A 24,381-nucleotide genomic window follows, 5' to 3' on the forward strand; every position below is an offset into this window, starting at 1 on the left:
GACCGCCGGACGACTCAGGCGTTCGGGCGGTTGCCGTGGTTCGCGGAGCTGCCCTTGCGGGAACGACGCTTGCGGCCGCGCTTGCTCATCGGTGTCTCCTCTGCTTCTGGCGCCCGTGCTGCGCGCCGGACTCGCCCCATCGTCCCACATCCGGCGAGTCCTCGAGTCCGGCCCTCAAGTCGGGCAGCCGATCGGCCGATGACCACTGACGTGACGAAGCCTGCGACGCAGTCCGTGATCCCGTTCCTGCACGCCCTCGCCAGCACGGGTGGCTCCGACCTCCACTGCAAGGTGGGATCGGCCCCGCGGGTGCGCGTGGACGGGCGCCTGCGCAAGCTGCAGGTGCCCGACCTCAAGCCCGCGGACACCGAGCGGATGCTCGAGGAGGTCCTGCCCGACGATCTCGTGGAGAAGTTCCGCGAGTCGCGTGAGGCCGACTTCGCCTACTCGCTGTCGGGCGTCGGACGGTTCCGGGTCAACGCCTACCAGGCCCGCGGCACGTACGGTCTCGTGTTCCGCCGGGTCGCCGTGGGCGCGGAGTCGCTGGGCGACCTGGGGATGCCCGAGGTGGTGGGGGAGCTCGCGCTCGAGCCGCGCGGGCTCGTGCTCGTGACCGGCCCGACCGGCTCCGGCAAGACGACGACGCTCGCGTCGATGGTCGACCTCATCAACACGTACCGCGAGGTCAACATCGTGACCATCGAGGACCCGATCGAGATCCTGCACCAGGACAAGAAGGCGATCGTCTCGCAGCGTGAGGTGCGCCAGGACACCGCCGACTTCACCGTCGCGCTCCGCGCCGCGATGCGGCAGGACCCCGACGTGATCCTCGTCGGCGAGATGCGGGACGTCGAGACCGTGCGGGCAGCCCTGTCCGCGGCGGAGACGGGTCACCTGGTGCTCTCGACGCTGCACACCATCGACGCGCCCGAGACGATCAACCGCATCATCGACTTCTTCCCGCCCCACGAGCAGAAGCAGGTGCGAGTCGCCCTGTCGCAGGCGCTGCGCGGCATCATCTCGCAGCGCCTCGTCCGCAAGGCCGACGGCAACGGCCGCCAGCCGGCGGTGGAGGTCATGGTCAACACGGGCCGCACGGCCGAGGCGATCCTCGACCCGCAGGACGCCCCGCCGCTGCTCGACCTGATCCGCGAGGGCGACTTCTACAAGATGCAGACGTTCGACCAGCACCTGTTCCGCCTCGTCCGGGATGACGTCGTCACGTACGAGGAGGCCATGGCGGCCTCGTCGAACCCGCACGACCTCACCGTCGAGCTCCGCCAGGCCGGTCTGGCGATGTGACATCGGGTGCGGGCGGGCCGGTGCTCGCCCGCACCCGAGGTGCCGGCGGACGCGACGTGACGCGTACCTTGCCATGCCGTACAACGCGATATATCGTGTCTCCACACGAGATATATCGCGAAATGGAGAGGCGTCATGGCAACCGAGACCTGGGTCGTCGCCGGCCCGCAGATCATCGAGATCGAACACGTCGAGTCCCTGCGGGTGCAGCTCGTCGGCGGGCGCGTCGACGTGGTCGCGCACGACCAGCCGGGTGCCCGGATCGAGGTGCACAGCGTCGACGGGCGTCCGCTCGAGATCGGTCTCGCCAACGGCGAGGTCCGCGTCGGCTACTCCTTCACCCTCAGCGGCTGGGAGGGCTTCGTCGAGCGGTTCCTCAACTTCCGCGACAAGGACCGTGCCGACGTGCACATCGCCGTCCCGCGCCACATCGCCGCCAAGCTCGGCACGGTCAGCGCCGAAGGTCTTCTCGTGGGTGTGTCCGAGGACTCGTCGGTCTCGACCGTGACGGGGTCGCTGGTGGTCGACGGGACGCGGGGCCGGCTCGGCGCCAACACGGTGTCGGGGGAGATCGTCGTGCGGGACCATGTCGGCGGCCTTCGGCTCACGTCGGTCTCCGGTGACCTGGCCGCGTCGGGGCAGCTCAGCGTCGTGCAGGCGAGCACCGTGTCGGGCGCCCTGACGCTCGACGTCACCTCCGGGACCTCCTCCGTCACGGCCTCGACCGTCTCCGGGGACGTCACCGTGCGGCTGCCGCAGGGACACGGGGTGCAGGTCAAGGCGCAGTCCGCCTCCGGACGGATCGTCATCGACGACCAGGACTACAAGGGCACGACGCCGGGACATCGCAAGGTCGACCTGCGCACCGGGGACGGCGCGTGCTTCGTCCAGGCGAACACGGTGTCCGGGCATGTCACGGTGCTGCGCGGCGCGGGGACGGGGGTCGGCTGATGATGGCGCCGGTGTTCGCGCACGGGCAGCTCCGGCTGTACCTGCTCTCGCTGCTGGAGTCGGGGCCCAAGCACGGGTACGAGCTGATCACCGACCTGTCCGACCGTTTCGGCGGCACGTACCGCCCCAGTCCGGGCACCGTCTACCCGCGGCTCGCCCGCCTCGAGGAGGAGGGCCTCGTCCGCAGGGTCGACGAGGATCGCAAGAGCACGTACTCGCTGACCGACGCGGGCAGAGCCGAGCTCGCCGCACGCAGCGACGACCTGGCGCACCTCGAGGACGGGATCGCCGAGACGGTCCGGGAGCGTGCGGAGGAGGTGCGGGCGGACGTGCGCGGCTCCATGCGAGGTCTGCGCGCCGACCTCGCGGCCGCCGCCCAGCAGGCCCGTGCGTCCGCGGTCCCGCACGCACCGACGCCGTCGGACGACCCGCGGCTCGCGTCGCACCTGCGAAGTGCCGACGCGGAGGCGATGCTCCAGCGGTTCCGTGACGAGATCCGGGCGGACCTGCGCCGGGCGGACGCACGAGGTGCGGTCGAGCAGCTGACGGTCGACACCCTGCGCACGGTCCTCGACACCGCCCTCACGGCGGTCCGGGCGACGCTGCGCTGAGGGTGACGATGCTCCTGTGGCGGTGGCGCCGGCTCCTCCTTCCTGGCGGGCCGCGCACGCGGCCGACCGGGCCGGCGACCTGGCGGCCGACGGGACCTCCGGACGACGGCCGTCAGCCGTCCTCGGGCAGCCCGAGCCAGGAGTGCCAGCCGGTGTGCAGCACCAGCCAGGCCATCAGCCCGTATCCGGCCTGACCCGGCAGCACGCCGTTCCCGGCGGCGAGGTCACCGAGCCACTGGTCGTGCGCGGCGAGAGGGCTGTAGGTGTCGACGAACGGCACCCGACGACGGCTCGCCACGTCGGCGAACGCCGCCGACAGATCGGCGAGCTTGTCCGCGTCGGCCGTGCTGCCGGGCGGCGGGCCCACCACGAACGCGGGGATCTTCCGCTGGTCGGCGATGTCGAGGATGTTGGCGAGGTTGAGCCGGCTGCGTGCGAGCGACAGCCCCGCCGCCACGTCCGCCCGGCCCAGGGCGACCACCAGCCGGTTGTCCGCGTCCGGAGCCAGCCGGCGGAAGACCTCGTCCTCCCAGCGGGCGCCGAGCCCCGTGCTGGTCTCGCCGGGAACCGCGAGGGTCAGCACCGTCAGAGGGTCCGGCGTCGGTGTGCGGGCCGCGACGCGCCCCACCCAGCCGAGCGCTTTCGGGTCGCCGACGCCGGCGGCCAGCTCGTCGCCGACCACCGCGAGCCGCAACGGCAGCTCACCCACGTGCACCACTCCTCGCCGTCCGCTCCCCTGCGCGGGCCCGGTCGGGGCCCGCGGACAAGTGTCGCAGTGCGGGGCACAGGGCGTCGGCTCATCTCCGGCCCTGTCACGCTTTCGAGGTCCGACGGGTGCCGCGCGGTCGGCCGGTGAGCAGCGACAGTCGGGCGGGTCAGCGGTACGGGCGGCTCGGCAGGTCCGTCGCGAGGTCGGACCAGTCGTGGTGCGAGCGCGGTCCGCTGCGGTGGCCGAGTCCGTCGTGACGGACCGTCGAGAGGAGCCGGGCAAGCCACCACGCCACGACGAGGAGGCCGAGGACAATCCAGATGGTCGTCATGGCGGAAACTCTTCACCCGTGCAGGACCTGCCACGAGTGGCAGAACAGACGATGGTCGTTGATGTTCTGCCAACCAGGACCGATACTGGCGGGATGCTCCGTTCCGTCGCCGCGATCGCCCTCCCGAACACCGCGCCGTTCGAGCTCGGCGTCCTCTGCGAGGTCTTCGGGATCGACCGGTCGGACACCGGTGGGCCGTCCTTCGACTTCACGGTGTGCGGGCTCGAGCCGGGCGTCGTGCCGACCAAGACCGGGTTCTCGCTCGTCGTCGAGCACGGCCTGGAAGCCACACAGGGTGTCGATCTCGTCGCGGTGCCCGCCTACGGCGACACGGGCCCCGTGCCGGAGGCAGTGCTGCAGGCGCTGCGTGACGCGCACGCGCGTGGCGCGTGGGTGCTGAGCATCTGCTCCGGGTCGTTCGCACTCGGTGAGGCGGGGTTGCTGGACGGTCGCCGGTGCACCACGCACTGGCTGTACACCGACGAGCTCGCCCGCCGGGTACCCGCCGCGGAGGTCGACCCCGCGGTCCTGTACGTCGAGGACGACCGGGTGATCACCAGCGCCGGAACCGCAGCGGGCATCGACGCGTGCCTGCACCTCGTCCGGCGTGAGCTCGGCGCCGCGGCCGCCTCGGCCGTCGCTCGGCGCATGGTCGTGCCGCCCCACCGCGACGGCGGGCAGGCGCAGTACGTCGACACCCCGTTGCCGTGCGACGCGGACACCCTCGCGCCCCTGCTGGGCTGGATGGTGGAGCACCTCGACGAGGACCTCTCCGTCCCGGACCTCGCCGCCCGCGTGCTCGTCTCGGAGCGGACGTTCGCCCGGCGGTTCCGCGCCGAGACCGGTACGACGCCTGCCGCGTGGGTCACCCGGCAGCGGCTCGTCCGGGCGCAGGAGCTGCTCGAGCAGAGCGACGCCGGGATCGAGGAGGTCGCCCGGCTGTGCGGGTTCGGCACGGCCGCGGTGCTCCGCCACCACTTCGCGCGCTCGCTCGGCACGAGCCCGCAGGCCTACCGCCGGACGTTCGCGCCGGCGCCCGTGCCCGTCGGCTGACACGACGGAGGCCCGCACCCCTCGTCGGGGGTGCGGGCCTCGGGACGTCGGACGTCAGCGCGCGAACGCGGTCGCGACCAGCTCGGCCTGCTGTGCCTGGTGCTTCTTGGCGGACCCTGCAGCCGGCGACGCCGACTCCGGACGCGACACCACGTGCAGCGTCCGGCCGAGCACCTGCGGGAGATGCATGGACAGGAACGTCCACGGCCCCTGGTTGCGGGGCTCGTCCTGGACCCACACCAGCTCGGCGCCGTCGAACGGCGCGAGCGCCGCCTTCACACCGTCCTCGTCGAGCGGGTACAGCTGCTCGAGCCGGACGATCGCCGTGTGCTCGTCCCCGGACCGCACCCGCTCGGCGAGCAGGTCCCAGTAGACCTTGCCCGAGCACAGCAGCACGCGGTTGACCTGGCCGGCCTTGGCAGCGGCGAGGTCGTCGGGGATGACCGGCCGGAACGTGCCGGACGTGAAGTCCTCGACGGCCGACGCGCCCGCCTTGAGCCGCAGCATGGACTTCGGTGTGAACACCACGAGCGGCTTGCGCGGCCGGTTGTACGCCTGGCGGCGCAGCAGGTGGAAGTGCGAGGCGGGCGTCGACGGCTGGGCGATGACCATGTTGTCCTCGGCGGCCATCTGCAGGAACCGCTCGATGCGGGCCGACGAGTGGTCGGGCCCCTGGCCCTCGTACCCGTGCGGCAGGAGCATGACGACCGACGAGCGCTGGCCCCACTTCTGCTCGGCCGACGAGATGAACTCGTCGATGACCGTCTGGGCTCCGTTCACGAAGTCGCCGAACTGCGCCTCCCACAGGACGAGGGCATCGGGGCGCTCGACGGAGTAGCCGTACTCGAAGCCGAGGGCGGCGTACTCGGACAAGGACGAGTCGTACACCCAGAACTTCGCCTGGTCCGCCGAGAGGTAGAGGAGCGGGGTCCACTCGGCACCCGTCTCCCGGTCGTGCATCACGGCGTGCCGCTGCACGAACGTGCCGCGTCGCGAGTCCTGCCCGGCGAGCCGCACCGGCGTGCCCTCGATGAGCAGGGAGCCGAACGCCAGCACCTCGCCGTAGCCCCAGTCGATGCCCCCCTCGCGCGACATCTGCTCGCGCTTGCCGAGCACCTGCTGCAGCTTCGGGTGCACCGTGAAGCCCTCGGGCGGCCGGACATGGGCGCGGCCGATGCGCTGGAGGATCGACGCGTCGACGGCCGTCTTCCAGCCGACCATCACGCCGGCGTCCTCGAGCTGCGACTCGGGCCGTTCCAGGCCGGCGACGGCCTCCGCCTCGGCGGGCGGCGGCGTCCAGCCGTCCTCCCGCGTCTCGCTGAAGACACGCTCGAGCTGCTGCTGATAGTCCTGCAGCGCCTGCTCGGCCTCGGTGATCGTGATGTCGCCACGCGCGACGAGCGTCTCGGTGTAGAGCTTGCGGACGGACCGCTTCGCCTCGATGAGGTTGTACATCAGCGGCTGCGTCATCGAGGGGTCGTCGCCCTCGTTGTGGCCGCGGCGGCGGTAGCACAGCATGTCGATCACGACGTCGCGGTCGAACTGCTCGCGGTACTCGAACGCGAGCTCCGCGACACGCACGCACGCCTCGGGGTCGTCGCCGTTCACGTGGAAGACCGGGACCTGCAGGCCCTTCACCACGTCGGTGGCGTACTGCGACGAGCGGGAGGACGACGGGCCCGTCGTGAAGCCGACCTGGTTGTTGATGATGACGTGGACGGTGCCGCCGGTGCGGTAGCCCCGCAGCTGCGCCAGGTTCAGGGTCTCGAACACGACACCCTGGCCGGCGAACGCCGCGTCGCCGTGGATCAGGATCGGCAGCACGGAGAAGCCGTCGCCGCCGAGGTCGATGCGGTCCTGCTTGGCCCGCACGACCCCCTCGAGGACCGGGTCGACGGCCTCGAGGTGCGACGGGTTGGCCGCAAGGTACACGGACGTGGTGGCGCCCGACTCGGCCGTGAACGACCCCTCGGTCCCGAGGTGGTACTTCACGTCGCCCGAACCCTGCACGGACTTCGGGTCCTGGTTGCCCTCGAACTCGCTGAAGATCTGCGCGTACGACTTGCCGGCGATGTTCGCGAGCACGTTGAGCCGCCCGCGGTGCGCCATGCCGATGCCCACCTCGTCGAGCCCCGCGTCCGCGGCCTTCGACAGGATCGCGTCGAGGATCGCGATGACGGACTCGCCGCCCTCGAGCGAGAACCGCTTCTGCCCGACGTACTTGGTCTGCAGGAACGTCTCGAAGGCCTCGGCCGCGTTGAGCCGGCGCAGGATCCGCAGCTGGTCCTCGCGGGGTGTGCGGGCGTAGCCGGACTCGAGCCGCTCCTGGAGCCACCGCCGCTGGCGCGGGTCCTGCAGGTGCATGTACTCGATGCCGATGGTGCGGCAGTACGAGTCGCGCAGCAGGCCGAGCACGTCGCGGAGCTTGGCGCGTGGCTTTCCCGTGAACCCGCCGGTCGGGAACGTCCGGTCCAGGTCCCACAGCGTGAGGCCGTGGTTCTGGATGTCGAGGTCCGGGTGCTTGCGCTGGCGGTAGGCCAGCGGGTCGGTGTCCGCCATGAGGTGACCGCGCGACCGGTAGGAGTGGATCAGCTCGCCGATCCGCGCCGGCTTGATCGCCTCGGCGTCGGGGTCCGTCGAGGAGTCCCGCACCCAGCGCACCGGCTCGTACGGCACCCGCAGGGCGGCGAACACGCGGTCGTAGAAACCGTCCTGGCCGAGCAGCTTGACGGACAGGATCCGCAGGAAGTCGCCGGACTGGGCACCCTGGATGATCCGGTGGTCGTACGTCGAGGTCAGCGTGAGGACCTTCGAGACGCCCATCATGTTGAGGCGGTCCTCGGACGTGCCCGCGAACTCGGCGGGGTAGTCCATGGCGCCGACCCCGACGATCGTGCCCTGTCCCTGCATGAGGCGCGGCACCGAGTGGACGGTGCCGATCGTGCCGGGGTTGGTGAGCGAGATCGTGGTGCCGGCGAAGTCGTCGACCGTGAGCTTGCCGCCCCGCGCCCGGCGAACGACGTCCTCGTAGGCGGTCCAGAACTGCGCGAAGTCGAACGTGTCGGCCTTCTTGATGGACGGCACGAGCAGCTGGCGGGTGCCGTCCGGCTTCGCCAGGTCGATCGCGATGCCGACGTTGACGTGTGCGGGCTGGTTCACACCGGGCTTGCCGTCGACCAGCGTGTACGACGCGTTCATCGCCGGCATCTCCGCCAGCGCCTCGACCAGCGCGAAGCCGATGAGGTGCGTGAACGAGATCTTGCCTCCGCGGCCGCGGGACAGGTGGTTGTTCACCACGATCCGGTTGTCGACCATGAGCTTGGCCGGGATCGCACGCACCGACGTCGCCGTCGGGACGTCGAGCGAGGCCTCCATGTTGGTCACGACCCTGGCCGCGGGCCCGCGCAGCTTCTGCACGTCGTCCTCGGCCTCCGGCTCGTCGGCACGGGCCGGGCGCTGGGCGACCTCCGCGTACGGTGCGGTGGCCGGCTGGGCGGTCGCGATGGGGGACGTGGTCGCGGGCGGCTCGACGAACGTGACCGGACGGGCCGCGGGCTCGGCAGGCGCCGGCGCCGGTGCGGGGCCGGCCTGGACGGGGGCCGGTGCGGGGACGGTCGGGGCCACGGGCGCCGGTGGCGCCGAGGTGCTGCCGTTGGTACCGGCCGGGGCGGGAGCGGCGTCCGAGCCGGACTCCTCGGGCTTGTAGCCCTCGAAGAAGTCCCACCACGCCGGGTCGACCGCGTTCCGGTCCTGCAGGTACTGCTGGTAGAGCTCGTCCACAAGCCATTCGTTCGCGCCGAAATCGGCACGCGTCGAGTCAGGCTCCGCCTTCTGGGTCACGCTGGGATCGCCCACTTCCGCCTGCGGTTGGTGACCGCGTCGTCGCCGGATCTGTTGACGACAACACTACGACGTGAGGACGGTCCGGCCCGTTCGGGGAGCCGCCCGCGGGACGTTCTCACGAGGGTTTCACCTGGTCCGCACGGCAGGGGTCAATGCGGGGCAACGAAGTCCCACGCGCAGGCTCAAGCGAGGGTGCGGCGCGCGCCCGACGAGGTCATGCCTCGACCGGCAGCGGTCGATGGGCGAGAGATCACGGTCTCGGATGCTGATACGCCCGCGTGTCAGGTGATGTCCTGGGCGAGGCGAGTGAACCGGCCGATCGCCGCGAACAGGACGCCGTACCCGAGCAGGAGCAGCATGCCCTGCCACCAGGGCAGCAGCTCTCCGAGGCCCGACTCCGAGTAGAAGCTGCCGCCCGACACCGCCTCACCCGCCGCCCCTGGCAGGAACGACACGACCCCCGCGCCCCACGACGTCTGCGCGAGCGTGAACCGCAGGACAGGCTCGACGAACTGCGTGAACGCGAGCACCACCACGACGACGGCCACCTGGTTGGTCAGTACGGTGCCGAGCGCCACCCCGACGAACGCCCACAGCGCCAGCGCGAGCGCGGACAGCAGCAGGGTGCGCCACGTGCTGCCGGCGCCGAGGAAGGTAGGCCTCCCCAGCAGGCTCAGGACGCTCGCGCCGGCGCCGACCGCCGCCGCGGTGCCCGCCACGCCGAAGACGAGCCCCACGGCCGTCCCCGACACGAGCTTGGCGAGCAGGACGACGGTCCGGCGGGGCTCCGCGAGGAACGTCGGCGTGATGGTCTGGTGCCGGAGCTCGGCCGGGTACGTGAGCGCGCCGACCACGAGCGGGAAGACGTACCCGAAGGTCACCGCGATCGTGTACACCGCCCTGGTCACACCCTCCGGGGTCAGGGCGAGGTCGTCGGAGCCGCCGGGGCCTGTGCTCGACATGCCGCTTCCCTCGGAGACGCCCCAGGCGAGGAGCGCCGCGAGGAACGCCATGTAGAGGACCATCGCGATCAGCAGGACCCACCACAGCCGCGTCGTGACCACCTTGCGGTACTCCGTGACGAGGGCGGCGCGCATCAGGCGGCCGTCCCGTCCGTGCCCGTGCCCGTGCCCGTGCCCGTCCCCGTGCCGGTGCCGGTGCCTGTGCCCGTGCCCGCGTCGCCGCCCGTACCCGGGGGCGCGACCAGCTCGAGGAACAGCCCTTCGAGGCCCGCGTCCTTGCTGGAGAGCTCGTGGAGCTCGAGGCCCGCGGCGAACGCCGCGGCGCCCACGACCCCGGCGGCGACGTCCACGAGCTGCGCGGTACCCGGTCCGTCGGGAGCGGCACGCGTCCAGGCGTGCCGGTCGACGAGCGCGGCCAGCCCTGCGACGTCGGGCGAGGCGACCCGGACCTGCGGCCTGGCGAGCCGGGCGAGGTCGCCGAGCGACGACGCGTGCACGAGCCGGCCGCCCGCGATGATCACCACGTCGTCGACCGTCTGCTCGACCTCGGACAGGACGTGGCTCGACACGAGGACGGTGCGGCCCTCGGCGGCGAGCGTCCGCAGGAGCACCCGCAGCCAGCGGATGCCCTCAGGGTCGAGACCGTTGGCAGGCTCGTCGAGCAGGAGCACCGGCGGGTCGCCGAGCAAGGTCGTCGCCAGGCCGAGCCGCTGCCGCATCCCGAGGGAGAACCCGCCCACCCGGCGGTCCGCGACGGCGCCGAGCCCCACGAGCTCGAGCACCTCGGCGGCACGTGCGTCGGGGACGCCGACCTGAGGGGCGTAGACGCGCAGATGGTCCAGCGCGGTGCGGCCCGGGTGGAAGCTCGCCGCTTCGAGCGCCGCTCCCACGGTACGGCCGGGGTGAGGGATGTCCGCGTAGGTCCGGCCGCCGATCGTGGCGGTGCCCGACGTGGGACGGACCAGGCCGAGCAGGATGCGCAGCGTGGTCGTCTTGCCGGCGCCGTTGGGCCCCAGGAAGCCCGTCACCCTCCCGGGGCCGACGTCGAACGACAGGTCGTCCACCGCGAGCACCTCGCCGAACGACTTCGACAGGCGCGTCACGCGGATCGTCAGGTCGTCGGGCTGCCCTGCGGGCCGCACGTCGGGGCGAGGGCGGGTGCTCGGAGGCATGGCCGCCAGACTACTGTTCTATACGGGCTAGAACAACGGTGTGCGCTCGGGCCGGGCCGACCCCAGCGACGGACCCGCCGGCAGCGTGACCCGCATGGTGCAGCCGGGCTCCACGTCCGCCACCTCGATCCTGCCGCCGTGCAGCTCCACCGCCCAGCGCACGATCGCGAGGCCGAGGCCGGTCCCGCCGGTCGAACCCTGGCCCGTGATGGCCGGGGTGTTGCCCCGCACGAACCGCTCGAACACGTGCGGACGCTGCGCGGGGGCGATGCCTGGCCCGTGGTCCACCACGTCGATCCGCACCTCGCTCCCGACGCGTGAGGCCTCGAGCCGGACCTCGTCGTCCGGGGGCGAGTGCCGCACCGCGTTGTGCAGCAGGTTCGCCACCACCTGGTGCAGCCGCTCGGGGTCTGCCGGCACGGTGAGGTCGGGCGGTGTCACCACGACAGGGAACCGCAGCCGCTTGCTGGCCCCCACCAGCGCGGCGCCGTCGGCGGCCTCGTTCAGGAAGTCGTCGAGCTGCACGTCGCTGATCTCCAGCGGGACGTCGCCGGCCTCCAGGCGCGACAGGTCCAGCAGGTACGCCACCAGCCGCCCGAGGCGCTCGGTCTGCGCCAGGGCGGCCTGCATCGTCGTCGGGTCAGGGTCCGAGACCCCGTCGACGATGTTCTCGAGCTGGGCCTGCAACGCCGTCACCGGGGTGCGCAGCTCGTGCGACACGTTCGCGATGAGCTCGCGACGGAACGAGTCCGCCTGCTGCAGGTCGTCCGCCATGGTGTTGAACGCGTCCGCGAGCTGTCCCACCTCGTCCGCGCTGGACGCGGTCACGCGGCGGCTGTAGTCGCCGGCGGCCATCAGGCGGGCCGCCTGCGTCATCTCGCGCAGCGGCGACGTCATGCCGCGCGCCAGCACCTGGGTGACCACCAGGGAGGCCGCGATCGCCAGCGGGAGGGTCCGGCTCGGGCCGAGGTGCCGCGACAGCCCTACCCACGTGACGAACGACGCGAGCGTGACGCTGGCCGCCACGAGGATGCCGAGCTTGATCTTGATCGAGCGGAAGCGGTCCAGCGGTCGGACGTCAGGCAGGCGCGAGCGTCCGAGCTCGCCCCGCACGTGCCGCGGTGCGCTCACGCGTCCTCGGGCTCCTGGCCACCGTTGCCCGCGGGCTCGAAGGCGTAGCCGACCCCGTGCACCGTGCGGATCAGGTCCGGGCCGAGCTTGCGACGCAGCGCCTTGACGTGCGAGTCGACCGTCCGGGTGCCGCTCGCGTCGACCCAGTCCCACACCTCGGCGAGCAGCCGCTCACGCGTCAGGACGGTACGCGGCGACCCGGCGAGCGCCAGCAGCAGGTCGAACTCCGTCGGCGTCAGGTGCACCTCGTCCTCGCCGCGCAGCACCCGGCGCTGGGCGCGGTCGACGGTGACGTCGCCGATGACCATCGGCGGGTCGGGGGCCGCCGCCTGGGCGAGCTCGGCCGCTCGGGCGGCGCGCTCCGTCCGACGCAGCAGCGCCTTCGTCCGGGCGACCAGCTCACGCATCGAGAACGGCTTCGTCATGTAGTCGTCGGCGCCGACGCCGAGACCGATGAGCATGTCCGTCTCGTCGTCCCGTGCCGTCAGCATCAGGACCGGGACCGGACGCTCCGCCTGGATGCGACGGCACACCTCGAGGCCGTCGATACCGGGGAGCATCACGTCGAGCACCACGACGTCGGGGCGCAGCCTCGCCGCTGCCGACACGGCCGTGAGGCCGTCGCCCGCCGCCTCGACGCGCCATCCCTCCGCCGAGAAGCGGTGGGCGATGGCCTGCGCGATGGCCGGCTCGTCCTCCACCACGAGCACCGTGGTGGCCTGTCCTCCGGCCGCGCTGCCGGAGGCGCCCATGCTGTTCATCATGAGGTCAGCGTGGCACAGCGCTCCCGGGACGACCTGGGAAGGAGTGCGAGACTCGTGGGGGTCCCGTGCAGGCCGGGCGCGCACCGGGTCGCTCCTCGACGGCTCCCACCTCGTATGCTGTCGCCACGATGAGCAGCTCAAGTAGCTGCCGGCCCCCCGGCCGGGTGTGCGTGCCCGGCGGGAACCGCGCCGGCCCCTCGATGGTTCTGTCCGCCGCACCGCTGCCCACCAGAGTGACCGGTGGTGACTCATGACCGACTGGCTCTTCGTCGGCCTCGGAGTGCTCCTCACGCTCGGCACGGCGGTGTTCGTGGCGAGCGAGTTCTCGCTCGTCACCCTGGACCCGGGGGTCGTCGAGAAGCAGCTGCGGCCGGGCGACCGTCGTGGACAGTCCGTCGTCGCCGCCCTGCGCCGGCTCTCGACCGAGCTCTCGGGCGCGCAGGTCGGCATCACGCTCACCACGATCCTGCTCGGGTACACGACGCAACCGGCTGTCGCCCGCCTCCTGCGGGCGCCGTTCGACGAGTCGCCCTGGAGCGGCGCCCTCGCCGCGGTGCTCGCGCTCGTCCTCGTCAACGGTTTCTCGATGGTGGTCGGCGAGCTCATCCCGAAGAACTTCGCGATCGCCCGGCCGCTCGCCACCGCACGCGCGGTCGCCCCCATGCAGCGCGCGTTCACCACGGCGCTGCGGCCCTTGATCAACCTGTTCAACGGCAGCGCGAACGCGCTCCTGCGCGCCGTCGGTGTCGACCCCCGCGAGGAGCTCTCGGGCGGTCGCTCGCCACAGGAGCTCGCCGCACTGGTGCGCCGGTCCGCCCAGGTGGGGACGCTCGACGAGTCGACGGCCACGCTCCTCACGAACTCCATCGACTTCACCGCGCTCACCGCCGTCGACGTGATGACCGACCGGCAGCGGGTCGTCGTCGTCCGCCGCGACGACACGGCCGCGGACGTCCTCGCGCTCGCCCGCCTCAGCGGCCACTCCCGGTTCCCTGTGATCGGCGAGTCCGCGGACGACATCGAGGGTCTGGTGCACCTGCGCCGCGCGGTCACCGTGCCGTTCGAGCGCCGGGCAGAGGTCCCCGCTGCGGCACTGATGGTCGACGCGCCCCGCGTGCCCGAGACCGTGCACCTCGGCCCGCTGCTCGTCGAGCTGCGCGGGCTCGGGCTCCAGATGGCGGTGGTCGTCGACGAGTACGGCGGGACCTCCGGTGTGGTGACGCTCGAGGACGTGGTGGAGGAGCTCATCGGCGAGGTCGCGGACGAGCACGACCGCAGGCGTACCTCCACGGCGCGGTCCGAGGACGGTTCGTGGCTGCTGCCCGGCGTCCTGAGGCCCGACGAGCTCGTCGAGACCACGGGCCTGCGGGTGCCGGCGGACGGCCCCTACGAGACCCTCGGCGGGCTGCTCATGTACCGGCTCGGGCGCGTGCCCGACGAGGGCGACGCCGTCGTCGTCGACGGCGTCCGCGTCGAGGTGGAGCGCATGGCCGGCCGGCGGGTGGAACGGGTGCGTGTCTCCGAGGAGCCCGACGAGGTCGGTGAGGAGCCGTGAGCAGCGCCCTCGCGCTCGTCGTCGCCACGCTGCTGCTCGCCGGCAACGCGTTCTTCGTGGGCGCCGAGTTCGCGATCATCTCCGCGCGCCGCAGCGCCGTGGAACCCCTCGCGGAGGCGGGGGACCGGCGGGCCCGTACCGTGCTCTGGGCCATGGAGCACGTGTCGCTGATGCTGGCGTGCGCCCAGCTCGGCATCACCATCTGCTCGACGAGCCTCGGTGTCGTGGCCGAGCCCGCGATCGCCCACCTCATCGCCGGCCCGTTGGCGGCGCTCGGCGTGGACGAGGACCTCACGCACGTCATCTCGTTCGTCCTCGCGCTGGCGCTGGTCGTCTACCTCCACGTCGTCCTCGGCGAGATGGTGCCCAAGAACCTCGCGGTCGCCGGCCCTGACCGGGCCGTGCTGCTGTTCGGCCCTCCGCTGGTGTGGATCGCCCGACTGGTGCGCCACGTGATCTCCGTCCTCAACTGGCTCGCGAACCACGCGTTGCGGCTCGCCGGCGTCGAGCCGAAGGACGAGGTCGCGTCGGCGTTCACCGCGCAGGAGGTGCAGTCGATCGTCGAGCGCTCGCAGGCGGAAGGGCTGCTCGCCGACGAGCAAGGGCTCCTCACCGGCGCCATCGAGTTCTCCGACCGTACGGCGCAGGACGTCATGATCCCGGTCCCGCGGCTCGTCACGGCAGGTCACGACAGCACGCCCGACGACATCGAGCGGCTCGTCGCCCGCACCGGCTTCAGCAGGTTTCCTGTGCTCGACGACGACGGCCGCCCGACGGGCTACCTCCACGTCAAGGACGTCCTGTACGCCGACGGTCCCGGCAGGCACGTCCCCGTGCCGTCGTGGCGGGTGCGGACGCTCGCCGTCGTCGGTCCGCTGGACGAGGTGGAGGAGGCGCTGTCGGCGATGCAGCGCTCCGGGTCGCACCTGGCCCGGGTCGACGCCGATGGCGCCACCGTCGGCGTGGTGTTCCTCGAGGACATCCTCGAGGAGCTCGTCGGCGAGGTCCGGGACGCCATGCAGCGCGGACAGCGGGCCTGAGTGGTGCCGCCGACGGCGTGTCGCTCCTTTGTGTCCGGGCGTGTCGCGCGAATCCGCGCGCCCTGGCCCACTGGACGCCTGTCCAGGGGCTTGGAAGCGTGACCGCGACCCGTTATGGTTTCGTGACCGCGGTCGACGAGGCATCCGCACCAGGGTGCCGCGCACGACCGCGGTGCTTCGCGCGAAGGATGCGATCGAACGAGGACTGGAGGTGTCGTGGCGTCTGATCGAGCAGAGTCGAGCACGGCTCTCCCGACACGCCGCAGCCTCCGGGAGGCTGAGCGGCGAGCAGTCGAGACGCAGGGCCCGCAGTCGCCCGCTCCCCGTCCCGCCCCCGTCACCGTCGCCCCGTCCTCCTCCTCGGTCTCGCCGCGTTCCGTGGCGGTGCTGCCGGCCCAGGTCGACCGCCCCCTCCAGGCGGGCCCCGGCCTCCCGCCCGCCGCCGACCGCCCCCGGGCCGTCAGCGCCCACCGATCGGCGCCCGGCTTCGCGCCAGCCACCGACCGCCTGCCGCGGATCACCAGCCTGTGCCCGTCGCCCGGCCCCACGTCTCCGTCGCCCGGCGTGCGGCGTACCGAGCCTGCTTCCCGCCCGGACCCTGCCGGCGGAGCGCGTGCCGCGACGGCATCGCCCTCGGCGGCGACTGTCGTGCGAGCGGCTCCGGCCGCCGCGCCCGCCCAGGCTCCTCTCGCTGCTCCGGCCGTGCCGAACGGCTCGGCCCCCTCGACGCCGGCGTGGGCGTCCGTCCGACCGGCCTCTGCGGCCTCTGCGGTCCCACCGAACGCCGCCCGCGTGGCCCCGGCGCCGCCGGCCGGACCCGCTCCGACGGAGCGCGTCCCGTCCGTGGCACCGACCGGCGTCGCCCAGGCCCCGGTCGAGACGGCGCGGGCCGCGTCCAGCCGGCACCGTCCACCCCGCCGGCCCGAGGCGCCCGTGCGCCGCGCCGGTCTGCCGTCCCGGCTCGTGGTGCGGCTCGGCGTGCTCGGCTGCCTGGCGGGCGGCACGGTCGTGATCCCGTTCATCAGCCAGGGGGCGTTCGCCGGTGACGGCACCGCGAGCTACGACGCCCTCGCCGACTCGACGCTCCCTTCGACCGTGTCGGCCCTCACGGGTGCGTCGCTGTCCGCGCTCCCGCCGGCCTCGCTCGTCGCGACGGACGGCGCCCTGGTCGACCGTGGCGCCGTGAGCGCGAGCCGCGACGAGGAGCGCTCGATCCTTGCGGGCTGCGACGGGTCCACCCGTGCCTCCGGGGAGAACGGCCTGCTCAAGGTCGCGGACCTCTGCACCCTGTGGGACGGCCACACCCAGCTCCGCGCCGACGCCGCCGTCTCGCTCGCCGAGTTCGACCAGGCGTTCGCGGCGCGCTTCGGCGCCGATCTGTGCCTCAGCTCCGGTTACCGGACGCTCGCGCAGCAGCGGGCGGTCAAGGCACAGAAGGGCGGCCTCGCCGCTGCCCCCGGCAAGAGCAACCACGGCTGGGGTCTGGCGGTCGACCTGTGCCAGGACCAGACGTCGGGCGCCCGGTGGGCGTGGCTCAACGAGAACGGCCCCACCTACGGCTGGCAGAACCCCAGCTGGGCCAAGCCGGGCGGCAGCGGGCCCTTCGAGAAGTGGCACTGGGAGTACGTCAAGGGCGTCAAGGAGGACGGCGAGTACTACGACGGCTGACCCGGGGCCCGGACGTCCCGGACGCCCGAGGTCGAGCAGCGGCCTCAGAGGAGCGTCAGGCCCCAGGTGACCTCGTGCGTGTCGCCGGGCTCCAGCCGGACCAGACGGTCGCCGGTGCGGAAGGCGTCGGCGATGCAGGTCATCGGCTCGGCCGCCACGCCGCCCCGCTCGATCCCCGGGATGCCGTCACCCGTGCAGACCTGCCAGGTGTCGAGCGACTCGTCGGCCCACAGTGCGACCGTGCGTCCGTCCGGTCCGGTGAGCCTGATCCACGACAGCCCTTGCTCGTCCCGGAGCATCCCCAGCCAGGCGTCGTCGAGGACGATCCCCTGCAGTGCGGTGGGGCTGCGCAGGTCGAACTGGCCGGCGGCCGGTTCGTCGCCGACGGGCAGGAGGCGGTCGTCGACCGTGACCCGACGGGTGGCGTCGACCCTCAGCGTGCACTCGTCGACCGTCGCGTCACCGGGGGAGAGCCACGGGTGGAAGCCGATCCCGTAGGGGGCGGCAGTCGTGCCCAGGTTCGTCGCGGCGACGTGCACCGTCAGACCGCCGTCACCGAGCGAGTACGTCACGCGCAGCCGTAGCGGCCACGGGTACCCGGGCGTCGGGACCACCACGTGCTCGAGCGTCACGAGGTCGGGGCGCGAGGCGACCTCGGTGAACGCGACGTAGGCGACGAGGCCGTGCAGGGCGGTGTGCCGCGCGTGCTCGGTGACGGGAACCTCGTGGTGGACGCCGTCGAACGTGTACTCGCCGTCCCGCATCCGGTTCGGCCACGGGGCGAGCACGGCACCCGAGAAGGCGGGGGCGATGCGGTCCTCGTCGAACGGCAGCACGACGTCGCGGCCGTCGACCGAGTACTCGCGCACGCTCGCTCCGACGGCCGCGACGACGACGCGATGGCCGCCTCGGGCGAGGACGTGCTGGGTGCCGGACGGGAGCACCTTCTGGGCAGGCGTGGTGGTGGAGCTGGTGTTCACGCTCACACGGTAGTGCCGGAGGACGGGACTGCCGTCCGCAGGCGGGTGTCGTGTCGTCCTGCGGACCTTCGTGTCGTCGTCCCGACGGCCGTGCGGGTCTGGACTGTGGACAACGCCGCAGCAGGCGGCGCGCGTTGCTCTACCTTCACCCGGGACAGGAACCGGGCGAATCGGGCAGGGGGGTGACCGTGGACGGGGTGGCGATCCTGGAGACCGAGGTCCGTGAGCTGATCCGACGCACGGGCCTCGACCCTGCGCGTGATCGGGCCGGGGTGGTCGCCCTCGTGTCGGACGCGATCGCGGACTACGACGAGCGCTCGGTGGTCGGCGCGGTGCCTCCGCTGGCCGATCCCGCCGCGGCGCACAAGGCGGTCGTCGACGCCGTCGCGGGACTCGGACCGCTCCAGCGCTACCTCGACGACCCCGAGGTCGAGGAGATCTGGATCAACGCGCCGAGCCAGGTCTTCGTGGCGCGGCGGGGCGAGGCGGAGCTCACGACCACGATGCTGACGGACGGGCAGGTGCGCGACCTCGTGGAGCAGATGCTCAAGGTGTCCGGCCGCCGGCTCGACCTCTCGAGCCCGTTCGTCGACGCGTCGCTGCCGGGCGGGGAGCGCTTGCATGCGGTGATCCCGGACGTGACCCGGCGGCACTGGAGCGTCAACATCCGCAAGTACGTTGTCCGGGCGACCGGTCTCGACGACCTCGTCGCGCTGGGTTCGCTGACGCCGCACGCGGGGGCGTTCCTGCACGCTGCCGTGCGTGCCGGGCTCAACGTGCTGGTCTCCGGGTCCACGCAGGCGGGCAAGACGACCATGCTCAACGCGCTCTGCGGCGCCATCCCGCCGCGGGAGCGCGTGATCTCGTGCGAAGAGGTCTTCGAGCTCCGGCTCAGCGCCCGTGACTGGGTCGCGATGCAGTGCCGGCAGCCGAGCCTCGAGGGGACGGGAGAGATCCCGCTGCGCCGCCTGGTCAAGGAGGCGCTGCGCATGCGACCCAGCAGGTTGTTGGTGGGTGAGGTCCGAGAGGCGGAGGCCCTCGACCTGTTGATCGCGCTGAACGCCGGCGTGCCGGCGATGTGCACCATCCACGCCAACTCGGCCCGTGAGGCGCTCACGAAGCTGTGCACGCTGCCGCTGCTGGCGGGGGAGAACGTGTCGGACCGCTTCGTGGTGCCGACGGTCGCGTCCGCGGTGGACCTCGTGGTGCACCTCGGCGTGGAGGTCGACGGCCGTCGTCTGGTGCGGGAGATCGTCGCGGTGCCCGGGCGCGTGGAGCAGGGGGTGGTGGAGACGGCCGACGTGTTCACCACGCGTGCGGGCCAGCTCGTGCGCGCCGAGGGCTTCCCGCCGCACCCGGAACGGTTCGCCCGCACCGGGACGGACCTCGCCGCTCTGCTGCGTGGACGGGGCTGAGGCGCCATGGGTGTCGTCGTCGGCCTGCTCCTCGGCGCCGGTCTCGCGTGCGTCTGGTGGTCGTGGTGGGCGCCGGTCGAGCGGCCGGCCACCGCGCGGCCGGGATGGACCACCCGCACCCGGGAGACGTTGGTGCAGGCGGGGATGGACGGCGTGACGCCTGGCGGTCTTGCTCTCACCAGCGTCGGGTTCGGCGTCCTGGCTCTGCTCGTCGGCGTCGTGCTCACCAGGGTGCCGTCGATCGCCCTGTGCTTCGGCGTCTTCGCGGGACTGGCCCCGTCGGCCCTCGTGCGAGGCCGGGCACGTCGGCGGCGCGCACGGCTGCGGGCGTTGTGGCCCGAGGTCGTCGACCACCTGGCGTCCGGCATCCGGGCGGGCCTCTCCTTGCCCGAGGCGGTGGCCCAGGTCGCCGAGCGCGGGCCGGTCGAGCTGCGGGTGCCGTTCCTGGCGTTCGCCGAGGACTACCGCTCGACGGGGCGGTTCGGCGAGTGCCTCGACGCGCTCAAGGTGCGGCTCGCCGATCCCGTCGCGGACCGGATCGTCGAGTCCCTGCGCCTGACGCGGGACGTCGGCGGCACGGACCTCGGCCGGCTGCTGCGCACGTTGTCGACGTTCCTGCGGGACGACCTGCGCACCCGCGGCGAGCTCGAGGCGCGTCAGAGCTGGACCGTCTACGCCGCCCGGCTCGCGGTCGCCGCCCCGTGGATCGTGCTGGCGCTGCTGTCCAGCCGGCCCGAGGCCGCCCGCGCCTACGACACGCCGCAGGGCCTGGCGGTCCTGCTGATCGGCGGTGCGTGCACCGTGGTGGCGTACCTGGCGATGCTCCGCATCGCTCGGCTGCCCGAGGACCCGCGGGTGCTCCGGTGAGCCCGACGCTGCAGGGTGCGCTCGTGGGCCTCCTGGGCGGCCTCGGGATGCTGCTCGTCGTCGCGCGTCTGCGTGCGCGCCGGATCGGCCTCGACCAGCGGCTCGCACCGTACCTGCGGCCGAGGGCTACCGGCTCGCGGCTGCTGCGGGCACCCGTCGCGCACACCGCGCTCCCGACCGTCGAGCGCCTGATCGCCCCCGTCATGGCCGACGCCGTGCGTTTCGTCGCGCGGATCGGGTCCACGGCACCTGACCTGCGGCGGCGGCTCTCGCGGGCAGGTCGCCCGGACACCGTCGAGCAGTTCCGGGCCGGGCAGGTCGTGTGGGGCGTCGTCGGGCTCGCCGCCGGTCTCGGGCTGGCCCTCGCGCTGCTGTCCGTCCGACAGACCTCCCCGCTCGCCCTCGTGGTCCTCGTGGGTCTCTGCGGCATCACGGGGGTGCTCGGGCGCGACTGGCTGCTCACCAGGGAGGTCACGCAGCGGGAAGCGCGGATGCTGGCGGAGATGCCGACCGTCGCGGAGCTGCTCGCGCTGGCCGTCGGCGCCGGTGAGGGAGCGGTGGGTGCGCTCGAGCGAGTGGTCCGCTCCACGCACGGTGAGCTGACGGGCGAGCTGTCCAGGACACTCGCCGACGCGCGCGCGGGCGCCCCGCTCACGGCGGCGCTCGACGGGCTCGCCGACCGGACAGGACTGGCCGCGCTGGCGCGGTTCGCGGAGGGCGTCGCCGTGGCGGTCGAGCGCGGGACGCCGCTCGCCGAGGTCCTGCGCGCTCAGGCCCAGGACGTGCGGGAGGAAGGGCGTCGGGCGCTCATGGAGTCGGGCGGCCGCAAGGAAGTGCTGATGATGGTGCCGGTGGTCTTCCTGATCCTCCCGGTCACCGTCGTGTTCGCCGTGTTCCCGAGCCTCGTCGTGCTGAGGCTCGGTCTGTGACTGGTCGGCTGTGTCCCGTCGAGGCGCCCATGGTGCGCGCGGGCGCGGTGCGACGGCAGGTGGATGACAACGAAGGAGACACCGATGACCCACGTCAGGACGACGGACTGGCGCCTGCGCCTCGCCGTGCGCGCGACGGACTGGAGCCGCGCCGTCGTGGATCGGTGCCGCGACCGGGTCCGCGGACACGGAGGTCCGGCCGATCGTGGGGACGTGCCCGGCTGGGTGCTGGTCACGCTCATGACCGCCGGGCTGGTGACCGCACTGTGGGTGGTGGCCGGTCGGGAGCTCGGCGAGGTCTTCGAGCGGGCGATCTCGGGCGTCACCGGTCCCTGAGAGACCCGGACCGCGGCTCCGCGATCGTCGACTTCGCGCTGGTCGGTGCCCTCGTCACGGTGCTGTTCGCAGCCGTGCTGCAGCTCGCAGTGGTTCAGCACGTCCGGAACACCCTCGTCGACTGTGCGGCCGAGGGTGCCCGCTACGCGGCGCTCGCCGGTCACACCCCGGCCGACGGCGAGGAGCGCACGCGGATGCTGATCGAGCAGACCCTCTCGGCGGCGTACTCGGGTGACGTGACGGTCGCACGGACCACGCTCGACGGGCTGGACGTCGTGGACGTCAGGGTGAGCAGCCCGTTGCCCGTGCTCGGCCTGATCGGCCCGGGTGGGCGGCTCACGGTGCACGGCCACGCGCTCGAGGAGAACCCGTGAGCCGATGGCGTCGGGGGTGGTCGGATCTTCTGGCACGCGTGCGCGCCGGCGACGGCGAGGAGGGCAACGGCATCCTCGAGTTCCTCGGTCTGTCGGTGGTGCTGCTGGTCCCGATCGTCTACCTGACCCTCGTGCTCGGTCGCGTCCAGGCCGCGACGTTCGCCGCGGAGGGCGCGGCGCGTGAGGCCGCGCGGACGTACGTGACGTCGGACTCCGAGGCCGTGGGCGCTCAGCGCGCGGTCGCGTCGGTCGGGCTTGCCCTGCGGGACCAGTCGTTCGACGACGATGCCGCGGAGGCGCTGACGCTGACCTGCTCGGCCACACCGTGCCTGGTGCCGGGTGGCCGGGTCCGCGCGCGCGTCGAGATCCTGGTGCCGCTGCCGTTCGTGCCGGAGTTCGTCCGGGGCGCAATACCGCTCGAGGTGCCCGTGAGCGCCGATCGGGTGGCGGCCGTCGACGTCTTTCGGAGCCGCTCGTGAGGGCATGGCTGGTCCGGCTCGCGGCGCGGCGGCGAGAGGTGCGAGGGGACGACGGCCAGATCCTGGTTCTCACGCTCGGCTACGTCGTCATCGCGTTGCTGCTCGTCACGGTCGTCGCCTCCGCGACCGCGGTACATCTCGAGCGCAAACGGCTCCTGGCGCTGGCGGACCTGGTCGCGCTGGAGTCGGCGGATGCGCTCGCCGACAACGGGTACTTCCCGAGCGGTGGCCGTCCTGGTGGTGGTGGCGGACTGCCGCTGTCGGACGCGAGCGTCCGGGCGGCCGTCGAGGACTACCTGCGCGACGACCCGGGCGCGGCCGCCGGCCTGGACCAGCTGACCGTCCTGTCGGCCACCACGCCCGACGGGCAGTCGGCGAGGGTGCGCCTCGGGGCTCTGGCGAAGCCTGCGGTCCTGAGCTGGGTGCTGGCGCCGTGGTCGGACGGGATCGCTCTCGAGGCGGAGTCCGTCGCCCGGGCGTCCTGACGACCCCGGGTCAGGCGTGGACCGGTCGCGAGCCCGGCGGGGCCTCACCATGAGGCCGCCGTTGGCTTCGCGTCGTGAACTGAAGTCGCCGGTCCGGTCCGAGATCTGCGGATATCGGTCAGGACACGCTTTGGTAACGCCGCTTGCGCTGACCCTGTCTTTGAGTCTTGAATTCAACCGTCACACCGGGAGGCGGGCCACGGACGGTCCGAGCCCCACTTTCGTGCCGGCGCAAGTGCCGGCTCGGCGCATCCCGGACGGTGGGACCAGAGGAGCTGACAACGATGTCATTCACTTGGAAGAAGCTGGGTGCGGCCGTGGCGACGGTCGTCCTGCTCGGCGGCGCCCTGACGGCGTGCACGAGCGAGGACACGACGAGCGACTCCGCATCCGAGAGCGGCGCGGGCGGCGGCCTCATCGGCATCGCGATGCCGACCAAGTCGCTGGAGCGGTGGAACCGCGACGGTGCGCACCTGGTCGAGCTGCTGGAGGCTGACGGGTACGAGACGTCGCTGCAGTACGCGGACAACAAGGTCGAGCAGCAGATCACGCAGCTGCAGAACATGGTCAACGACGGCGCCAAGGTGCTCGTCGTCGCGTCGATCGACGGCACGGCCCTCGGCCCGGTGCTGCAGACCGCAGCCGACGCCGGCATCAAGGTCATCGCCTACGACCGACTGATCAACGACACGCCGAACGTCGACTACTACGCGACGTTCGACAACTACAAGGTCGGCACGCTGCAGGGTGAGTTCCTGCGCGACGCGCTCGGCCTGAAGGACGGCAAGGGCCCGTTCAACTTCGAGCCCTTCGCCGGCTCGCCGGACGACAACAACGCCAAGTTCTTCTTCTCGGGCGCCTGGGACGTGCTGAACGAGTACGTCAAGAGCGGCCAGCTCGTCGTCCCGTCGGGCAAGGCTCCGGCCACGGACGACGACTGGCAGAGCATCGGCATCCTCGGCTGGGGCTCGGACGACGCGCAGGCCGAGATGGAGAACCGCCTCAACTCGTTCTACAGCGGTGGGACCAAGGTCCAGGCCGTCCTGTCTCCGAACGACTCGCTGGCGCTCGGCATCTCGCAGGCCCTCGAGGGCGCCGGCTACGTGCCCAAGACGGACTGGCCGCTGCTGACCGGCCAGGACGCCGACAAGGCGAACGTGCAGAACATGCTCGCCGGCAAGCAGTCGATGACCGTGTGGAAGGACACCCGCGCTCTCGGTGACGCGGTGGCGAAGATGGTCGACGAGATCCTGACCGATGCGACGGTCACGACCAACGACTCGGACACCTACAACAACGGTGTCAAGAACGTCCCGACCCTCCTGCTCGACCCGCAGGTCGTGCTGCCCGACACCGTCGAGTCCGTCCTCGTCGACTCGGGCTTCTACAAGGCGGAGGACCTCGGTCTCTGACCTGACCGAGAG

Annotated in this window: 24 protein-coding genes; 15 read left to right on the forward strand and 9 right to left on the reverse strand. The window is 72.4% G+C overall.

The genetic code is table 11. From position 1 onward, the window contains the following. Positions 1-14 precede the first annotated feature (14 nt). Positions 15-89 carry a 50S ribosomal protein bL37 gene (locus ACVW07_RS17625; protein ID WP_456821113.1) on the reverse strand — a complete coding sequence of 25 codons (75 nt, stop codon included), beginning with the start codon at positions 87-89 and terminating at the stop codon, positions 15-17. A 109-nt stretch (positions 90-198) separates the two neighbouring features. On the opposite strand from ACVW07_RS17625, the gene ACVW07_RS17630 reads away from it, so the two are divergent. From ACVW07_RS17630 to ACVW07_RS17640, 3 genes are all read left to right on the forward strand, one after another. Next, on the forward strand, positions 199-1,302 hold the full coding sequence (locus ACVW07_RS17630; protein ID WP_456820509.1) for a type IV pilus twitching motility protein PilT: 1,104 nt from the start codon (positions 199-201) through the stop codon (positions 1,300-1,302). Between the two features lie 135 nt (positions 1,303-1,437). Further along, positions 1,438-2,253: a DUF4097 family beta strand repeat-containing protein gene (locus tag ACVW07_RS17635; RefSeq protein WP_456820510.1), complete on the forward strand. Its 816-nt coding sequence runs from the start codon at positions 1,438-1,440 to the stop codon at positions 2,251-2,253. Between the two features lie 2 nt (positions 2,254-2,255). Further along, on the forward strand, positions 2,256-2,864 hold the full coding sequence (locus ACVW07_RS17640) for a PadR family transcriptional regulator (protein ID WP_456821114.1): 609 nt from the start codon (positions 2,256-2,258) through the stop codon (positions 2,862-2,864). A gap of 112 nt (positions 2,865-2,976) precedes the next feature. On the opposite strand, the gene ACVW07_RS17645 is transcribed toward ACVW07_RS17640, so the two are convergent. Both ACVW07_RS17645 and ACVW07_RS17650 read right to left on the reverse strand, forming a co-directional pair. Further along, on the reverse strand, positions 2,977-3,573 hold the full coding sequence (locus ACVW07_RS17645; protein ID WP_456820511.1) for a GDSL-type esterase/lipase family protein: 597 nt from the start codon (positions 3,571-3,573) through the stop codon (positions 2,977-2,979). Between the two features lie 166 nt (positions 3,574-3,739). Beyond that, positions 3,740-3,904, reverse strand: a complete 165-nt coding sequence (locus ACVW07_RS17650) for a hypothetical protein (protein WP_456820512.1) — start codon at positions 3,902-3,904, stop codon at positions 3,740-3,742. 93 nt (positions 3,905-3,997) lie between these two features. Between ACVW07_RS17650 and ACVW07_RS17655 the strand changes: the two genes are divergently transcribed. Then, a complete protein-coding gene (locus ACVW07_RS17655; RefSeq protein WP_456820513.1) occupies positions 3,998-4,957 on the forward strand; it encodes a GlxA family transcriptional regulator in 960 nt (319 codons plus the stop codon). 54 nt (positions 4,958-5,011) lie between these two features. On the opposite strand, the gene ACVW07_RS17660 is transcribed toward ACVW07_RS17655, so the two are convergent. From ACVW07_RS17660 to ACVW07_RS17680, 5 genes are all read right to left on the reverse strand, one after another. Beyond that, entirely contained in the window at positions 5,012-8,797 is a 3,786-nt protein-coding gene (locus ACVW07_RS17660) for a multifunctional oxoglutarate decarboxylase/oxoglutarate dehydrogenase thiamine pyrophosphate-binding subunit/dihydrolipoyllysine-residue succinyltransferase subunit (RefSeq protein ID WP_456820514.1), read from the reverse strand. A gap of 284 nt (positions 8,798-9,081) precedes the next feature. Continuing rightward, positions 9,082-9,897, reverse strand: a complete 816-nt coding sequence (locus tag ACVW07_RS17665) for an ABC transporter permease (protein ID WP_456820515.1) — start codon at positions 9,895-9,897, stop codon at positions 9,082-9,084. Continuing rightward, positions 9,897-10,934, reverse strand: a complete 1,038-nt coding sequence (locus ACVW07_RS17670) for an ABC transporter ATP-binding protein (RefSeq protein ID WP_456820516.1) — start codon at positions 10,932-10,934, stop codon at positions 9,897-9,899. The genes ACVW07_RS17665 and ACVW07_RS17670 overlap by 1 nt, the downstream gene beginning before the upstream one ends. Positions 10,935-10,961: 27 nt before the next feature. Next, positions 10,962-12,065 carry a HAMP domain-containing sensor histidine kinase gene (locus ACVW07_RS17675; RefSeq protein WP_456820517.1) on the reverse strand — a complete coding sequence of 368 codons (1,104 nt, stop codon included), beginning with the start codon at positions 12,063-12,065 and terminating at the stop codon, positions 10,962-10,964. Further along, entirely contained in the window at positions 12,062-12,829 is a 768-nt protein-coding gene (locus tag ACVW07_RS17680) for a response regulator transcription factor (protein ID WP_456820518.1), read from the reverse strand. Before ACVW07_RS17680 ends, ACVW07_RS17675 begins: the two co-directional genes overlap by 4 nt. Before the next feature lie 250 nt (positions 12,830-13,079). Between ACVW07_RS17680 and ACVW07_RS17685 the strand changes: the two genes are divergently transcribed. The 3 genes from ACVW07_RS17685 to ACVW07_RS17695 all read left to right on the forward strand — a co-directional run bounded on the left by ACVW07_RS17685 (position 13,080) and on the right by ACVW07_RS17695 (position 17,092). After that, positions 13,080-14,384 (forward strand): hemolysin family protein, encoded by a 1,305-nt coding sequence (locus tag ACVW07_RS17685; RefSeq protein WP_456820519.1) that lies wholly within the window; start codon positions 13,080-13,082, stop codon positions 14,382-14,384. Beyond that, entirely contained in the window at positions 14,381-15,424 is a 1,044-nt protein-coding gene (locus tag ACVW07_RS17690; protein ID WP_456820520.1) for a hemolysin family protein, read from the forward strand. The genes ACVW07_RS17685 and ACVW07_RS17690 overlap by 4 nt, the downstream gene beginning before the upstream one ends. A gap of 843 nt (positions 15,425-16,267) precedes the next feature. Then, a complete protein-coding gene (locus ACVW07_RS17695) occupies positions 16,268-17,092 on the forward strand; it encodes a M15 family metallopeptidase (RefSeq protein WP_456820521.1) in 825 nt (274 codons plus the stop codon). A gap of 44 nt (positions 17,093-17,136) precedes the next feature. Here ACVW07_RS17695 and ACVW07_RS17700 read toward each other — a convergent pair whose 3' ends face one another. Next, positions 17,137-18,072: an aldose 1-epimerase family protein gene (locus ACVW07_RS17700; RefSeq protein ID WP_456820522.1), complete on the reverse strand. Its 936-nt coding sequence runs from the start codon at positions 18,070-18,072 to the stop codon at positions 17,137-17,139. Positions 18,073-18,260: 188 nt separating this feature from the next. On the opposite strand from ACVW07_RS17700, the gene ACVW07_RS17705 reads away from it, so the two are divergent. From ACVW07_RS17705 to chvE, 8 genes are all read left to right on the forward strand, one after another. Further along, positions 18,261-19,487, forward strand: a complete 1,227-nt coding sequence (locus ACVW07_RS17705) for a CpaF family protein (protein ID WP_456821115.1) — start codon at positions 18,261-18,263, stop codon at positions 19,485-19,487. A gap of 6 nt (positions 19,488-19,493) precedes the next feature. Continuing rightward, entirely contained in the window at positions 19,494-20,354 is an 861-nt protein-coding gene (locus ACVW07_RS17710) for a type II secretion system F family protein (protein WP_456820523.1), read from the forward strand. Between the two features lie 47 nt (positions 20,355-20,401). Continuing rightward, entirely contained in the window at positions 20,402-21,283 is an 882-nt protein-coding gene (locus ACVW07_RS17715) for a type II secretion system F family protein (RefSeq protein ID WP_456821116.1), read from the forward strand. An 84-nt stretch (positions 21,284-21,367) separates the two neighbouring features. Next, positions 21,368-21,619, forward strand: coding sequence for a hypothetical protein (locus ACVW07_RS17720; RefSeq protein ID WP_456820524.1), 252 nt, complete (start codon positions 21,368-21,370; stop codon positions 21,617-21,619). A gap of 59 nt (positions 21,620-21,678) precedes the next feature. Continuing rightward, positions 21,679-21,993, forward strand: a complete 315-nt coding sequence (locus tag ACVW07_RS17725) for a pilus assembly protein (protein WP_456820525.1) — start codon at positions 21,679-21,681, stop codon at positions 21,991-21,993. Then, positions 21,990-22,472 (forward strand): pilus assembly protein, encoded by a 483-nt coding sequence (locus ACVW07_RS17730; RefSeq protein ID WP_456820526.1) that lies wholly within the window; start codon positions 21,990-21,992, stop codon positions 22,470-22,472. The genes ACVW07_RS17725 and ACVW07_RS17730 overlap by 4 nt, the downstream gene beginning before the upstream one ends. Further along, positions 22,469-22,957 (forward strand): pilus assembly protein TadG-related protein, encoded by a 489-nt coding sequence (locus ACVW07_RS17735; protein WP_456820527.1) that lies wholly within the window; start codon positions 22,469-22,471, stop codon positions 22,955-22,957. The genes ACVW07_RS17730 and ACVW07_RS17735 overlap by 4 nt, the downstream gene beginning before the upstream one ends. Before the next feature lie 284 nt (positions 22,958-23,241). After that, positions 23,242-24,369 carry a multiple monosaccharide ABC transporter substrate-binding protein gene (chvE, locus tag ACVW07_RS17740; protein ID WP_456820528.1) on the forward strand — a complete coding sequence of 376 codons (1,128 nt, stop codon included), beginning with the start codon at positions 23,242-23,244 and terminating at the stop codon, positions 24,367-24,369. Positions 24,370-24,381: the final 12 nt, after the last annotated feature.

Source organism: Cellulomonas sp. URHB0016 (genome assembly GCF_054057935.1).

What these genes read in the sequence shown, in the direction of transcription:
- ACVW07_RS17685 (WP_456820519.1), top strand. Translation starts at nt 13,080, where the DNA reads ATGACCGACTGGCTCTTCGTCGGCCTCGGAGTGCTCCTCACGCTCGGC.
- chvE (WP_456820528.1), top strand. Translation starts at nt 23,242, where the DNA reads ATGTCATTCACTTGGAAGAAGCTGGGTGCGGCCGTGGCGACGGTCGTC.
- ACVW07_RS17640 (WP_456821114.1), top strand. Translation starts at nt 2,256, where the DNA reads ATGGCGCCGGTGTTCGCGCACGGGCAGCTCCGGCTGTACCTGCTCTCG.
- ACVW07_RS17635 (WP_456820510.1), top strand. Translation starts at nt 1,438, where the DNA reads ATGGCAACCGAGACCTGGGTCGTCGCCGGCCCGCAGATCATCGAGATC.
- ACVW07_RS17665 (WP_456820515.1), bottom strand. Translation starts at nt 9,897, where the DNA reads ATGCGCGCCGCCCTCGTCACGGAGTACCGCAAGGTGGTCACGACGCGG.
- ACVW07_RS17655 (WP_456820513.1), top strand. Translation starts at nt 3,998, where the DNA reads ATGCTCCGTTCCGTCGCCGCGATCGCCCTCCCGAACACCGCGCCGTTC.
- ACVW07_RS17720 (WP_456820524.1), top strand. Translation starts at nt 21,368, where the DNA reads ATGACCCACGTCAGGACGACGGACTGGCGCCTGCGCCTCGCCGTGCGC.
- ACVW07_RS17710 (WP_456820523.1), top strand. Translation starts at nt 19,494, where the DNA reads ATGGGTGTCGTCGTCGGCCTGCTCCTCGGCGCCGGTCTCGCGTGCGTC.
- ACVW07_RS17680 (WP_456820518.1), bottom strand. Translation starts at nt 12,829, where the DNA reads ATGATGAACAGCATGGGCGCCTCCGGCAGCGCGGCCGGAGGACAGGCC.
- ACVW07_RS17670 (WP_456820516.1), bottom strand. Translation starts at nt 10,934, where the DNA reads ATGCCTCCGAGCACCCGCCCTCGCCCCGACGTGCGGCCCGCAGGGCAG.
- ACVW07_RS17715 (WP_456821116.1), top strand. Translation starts at nt 20,402, where the DNA reads ATGCTGCTCGTCGTCGCGCGTCTGCGTGCGCGCCGGATCGGCCTCGAC.
- ACVW07_RS17650 (WP_456820512.1), bottom strand. Translation starts at nt 3,904, where the DNA reads ATGACGACCATCTGGATTGTCCTCGGCCTCCTCGTCGTGGCGTGGTGG.
- ACVW07_RS17630 (WP_456820509.1), top strand. Translation starts at nt 199, where the DNA reads ATGACCACTGACGTGACGAAGCCTGCGACGCAGTCCGTGATCCCGTTC.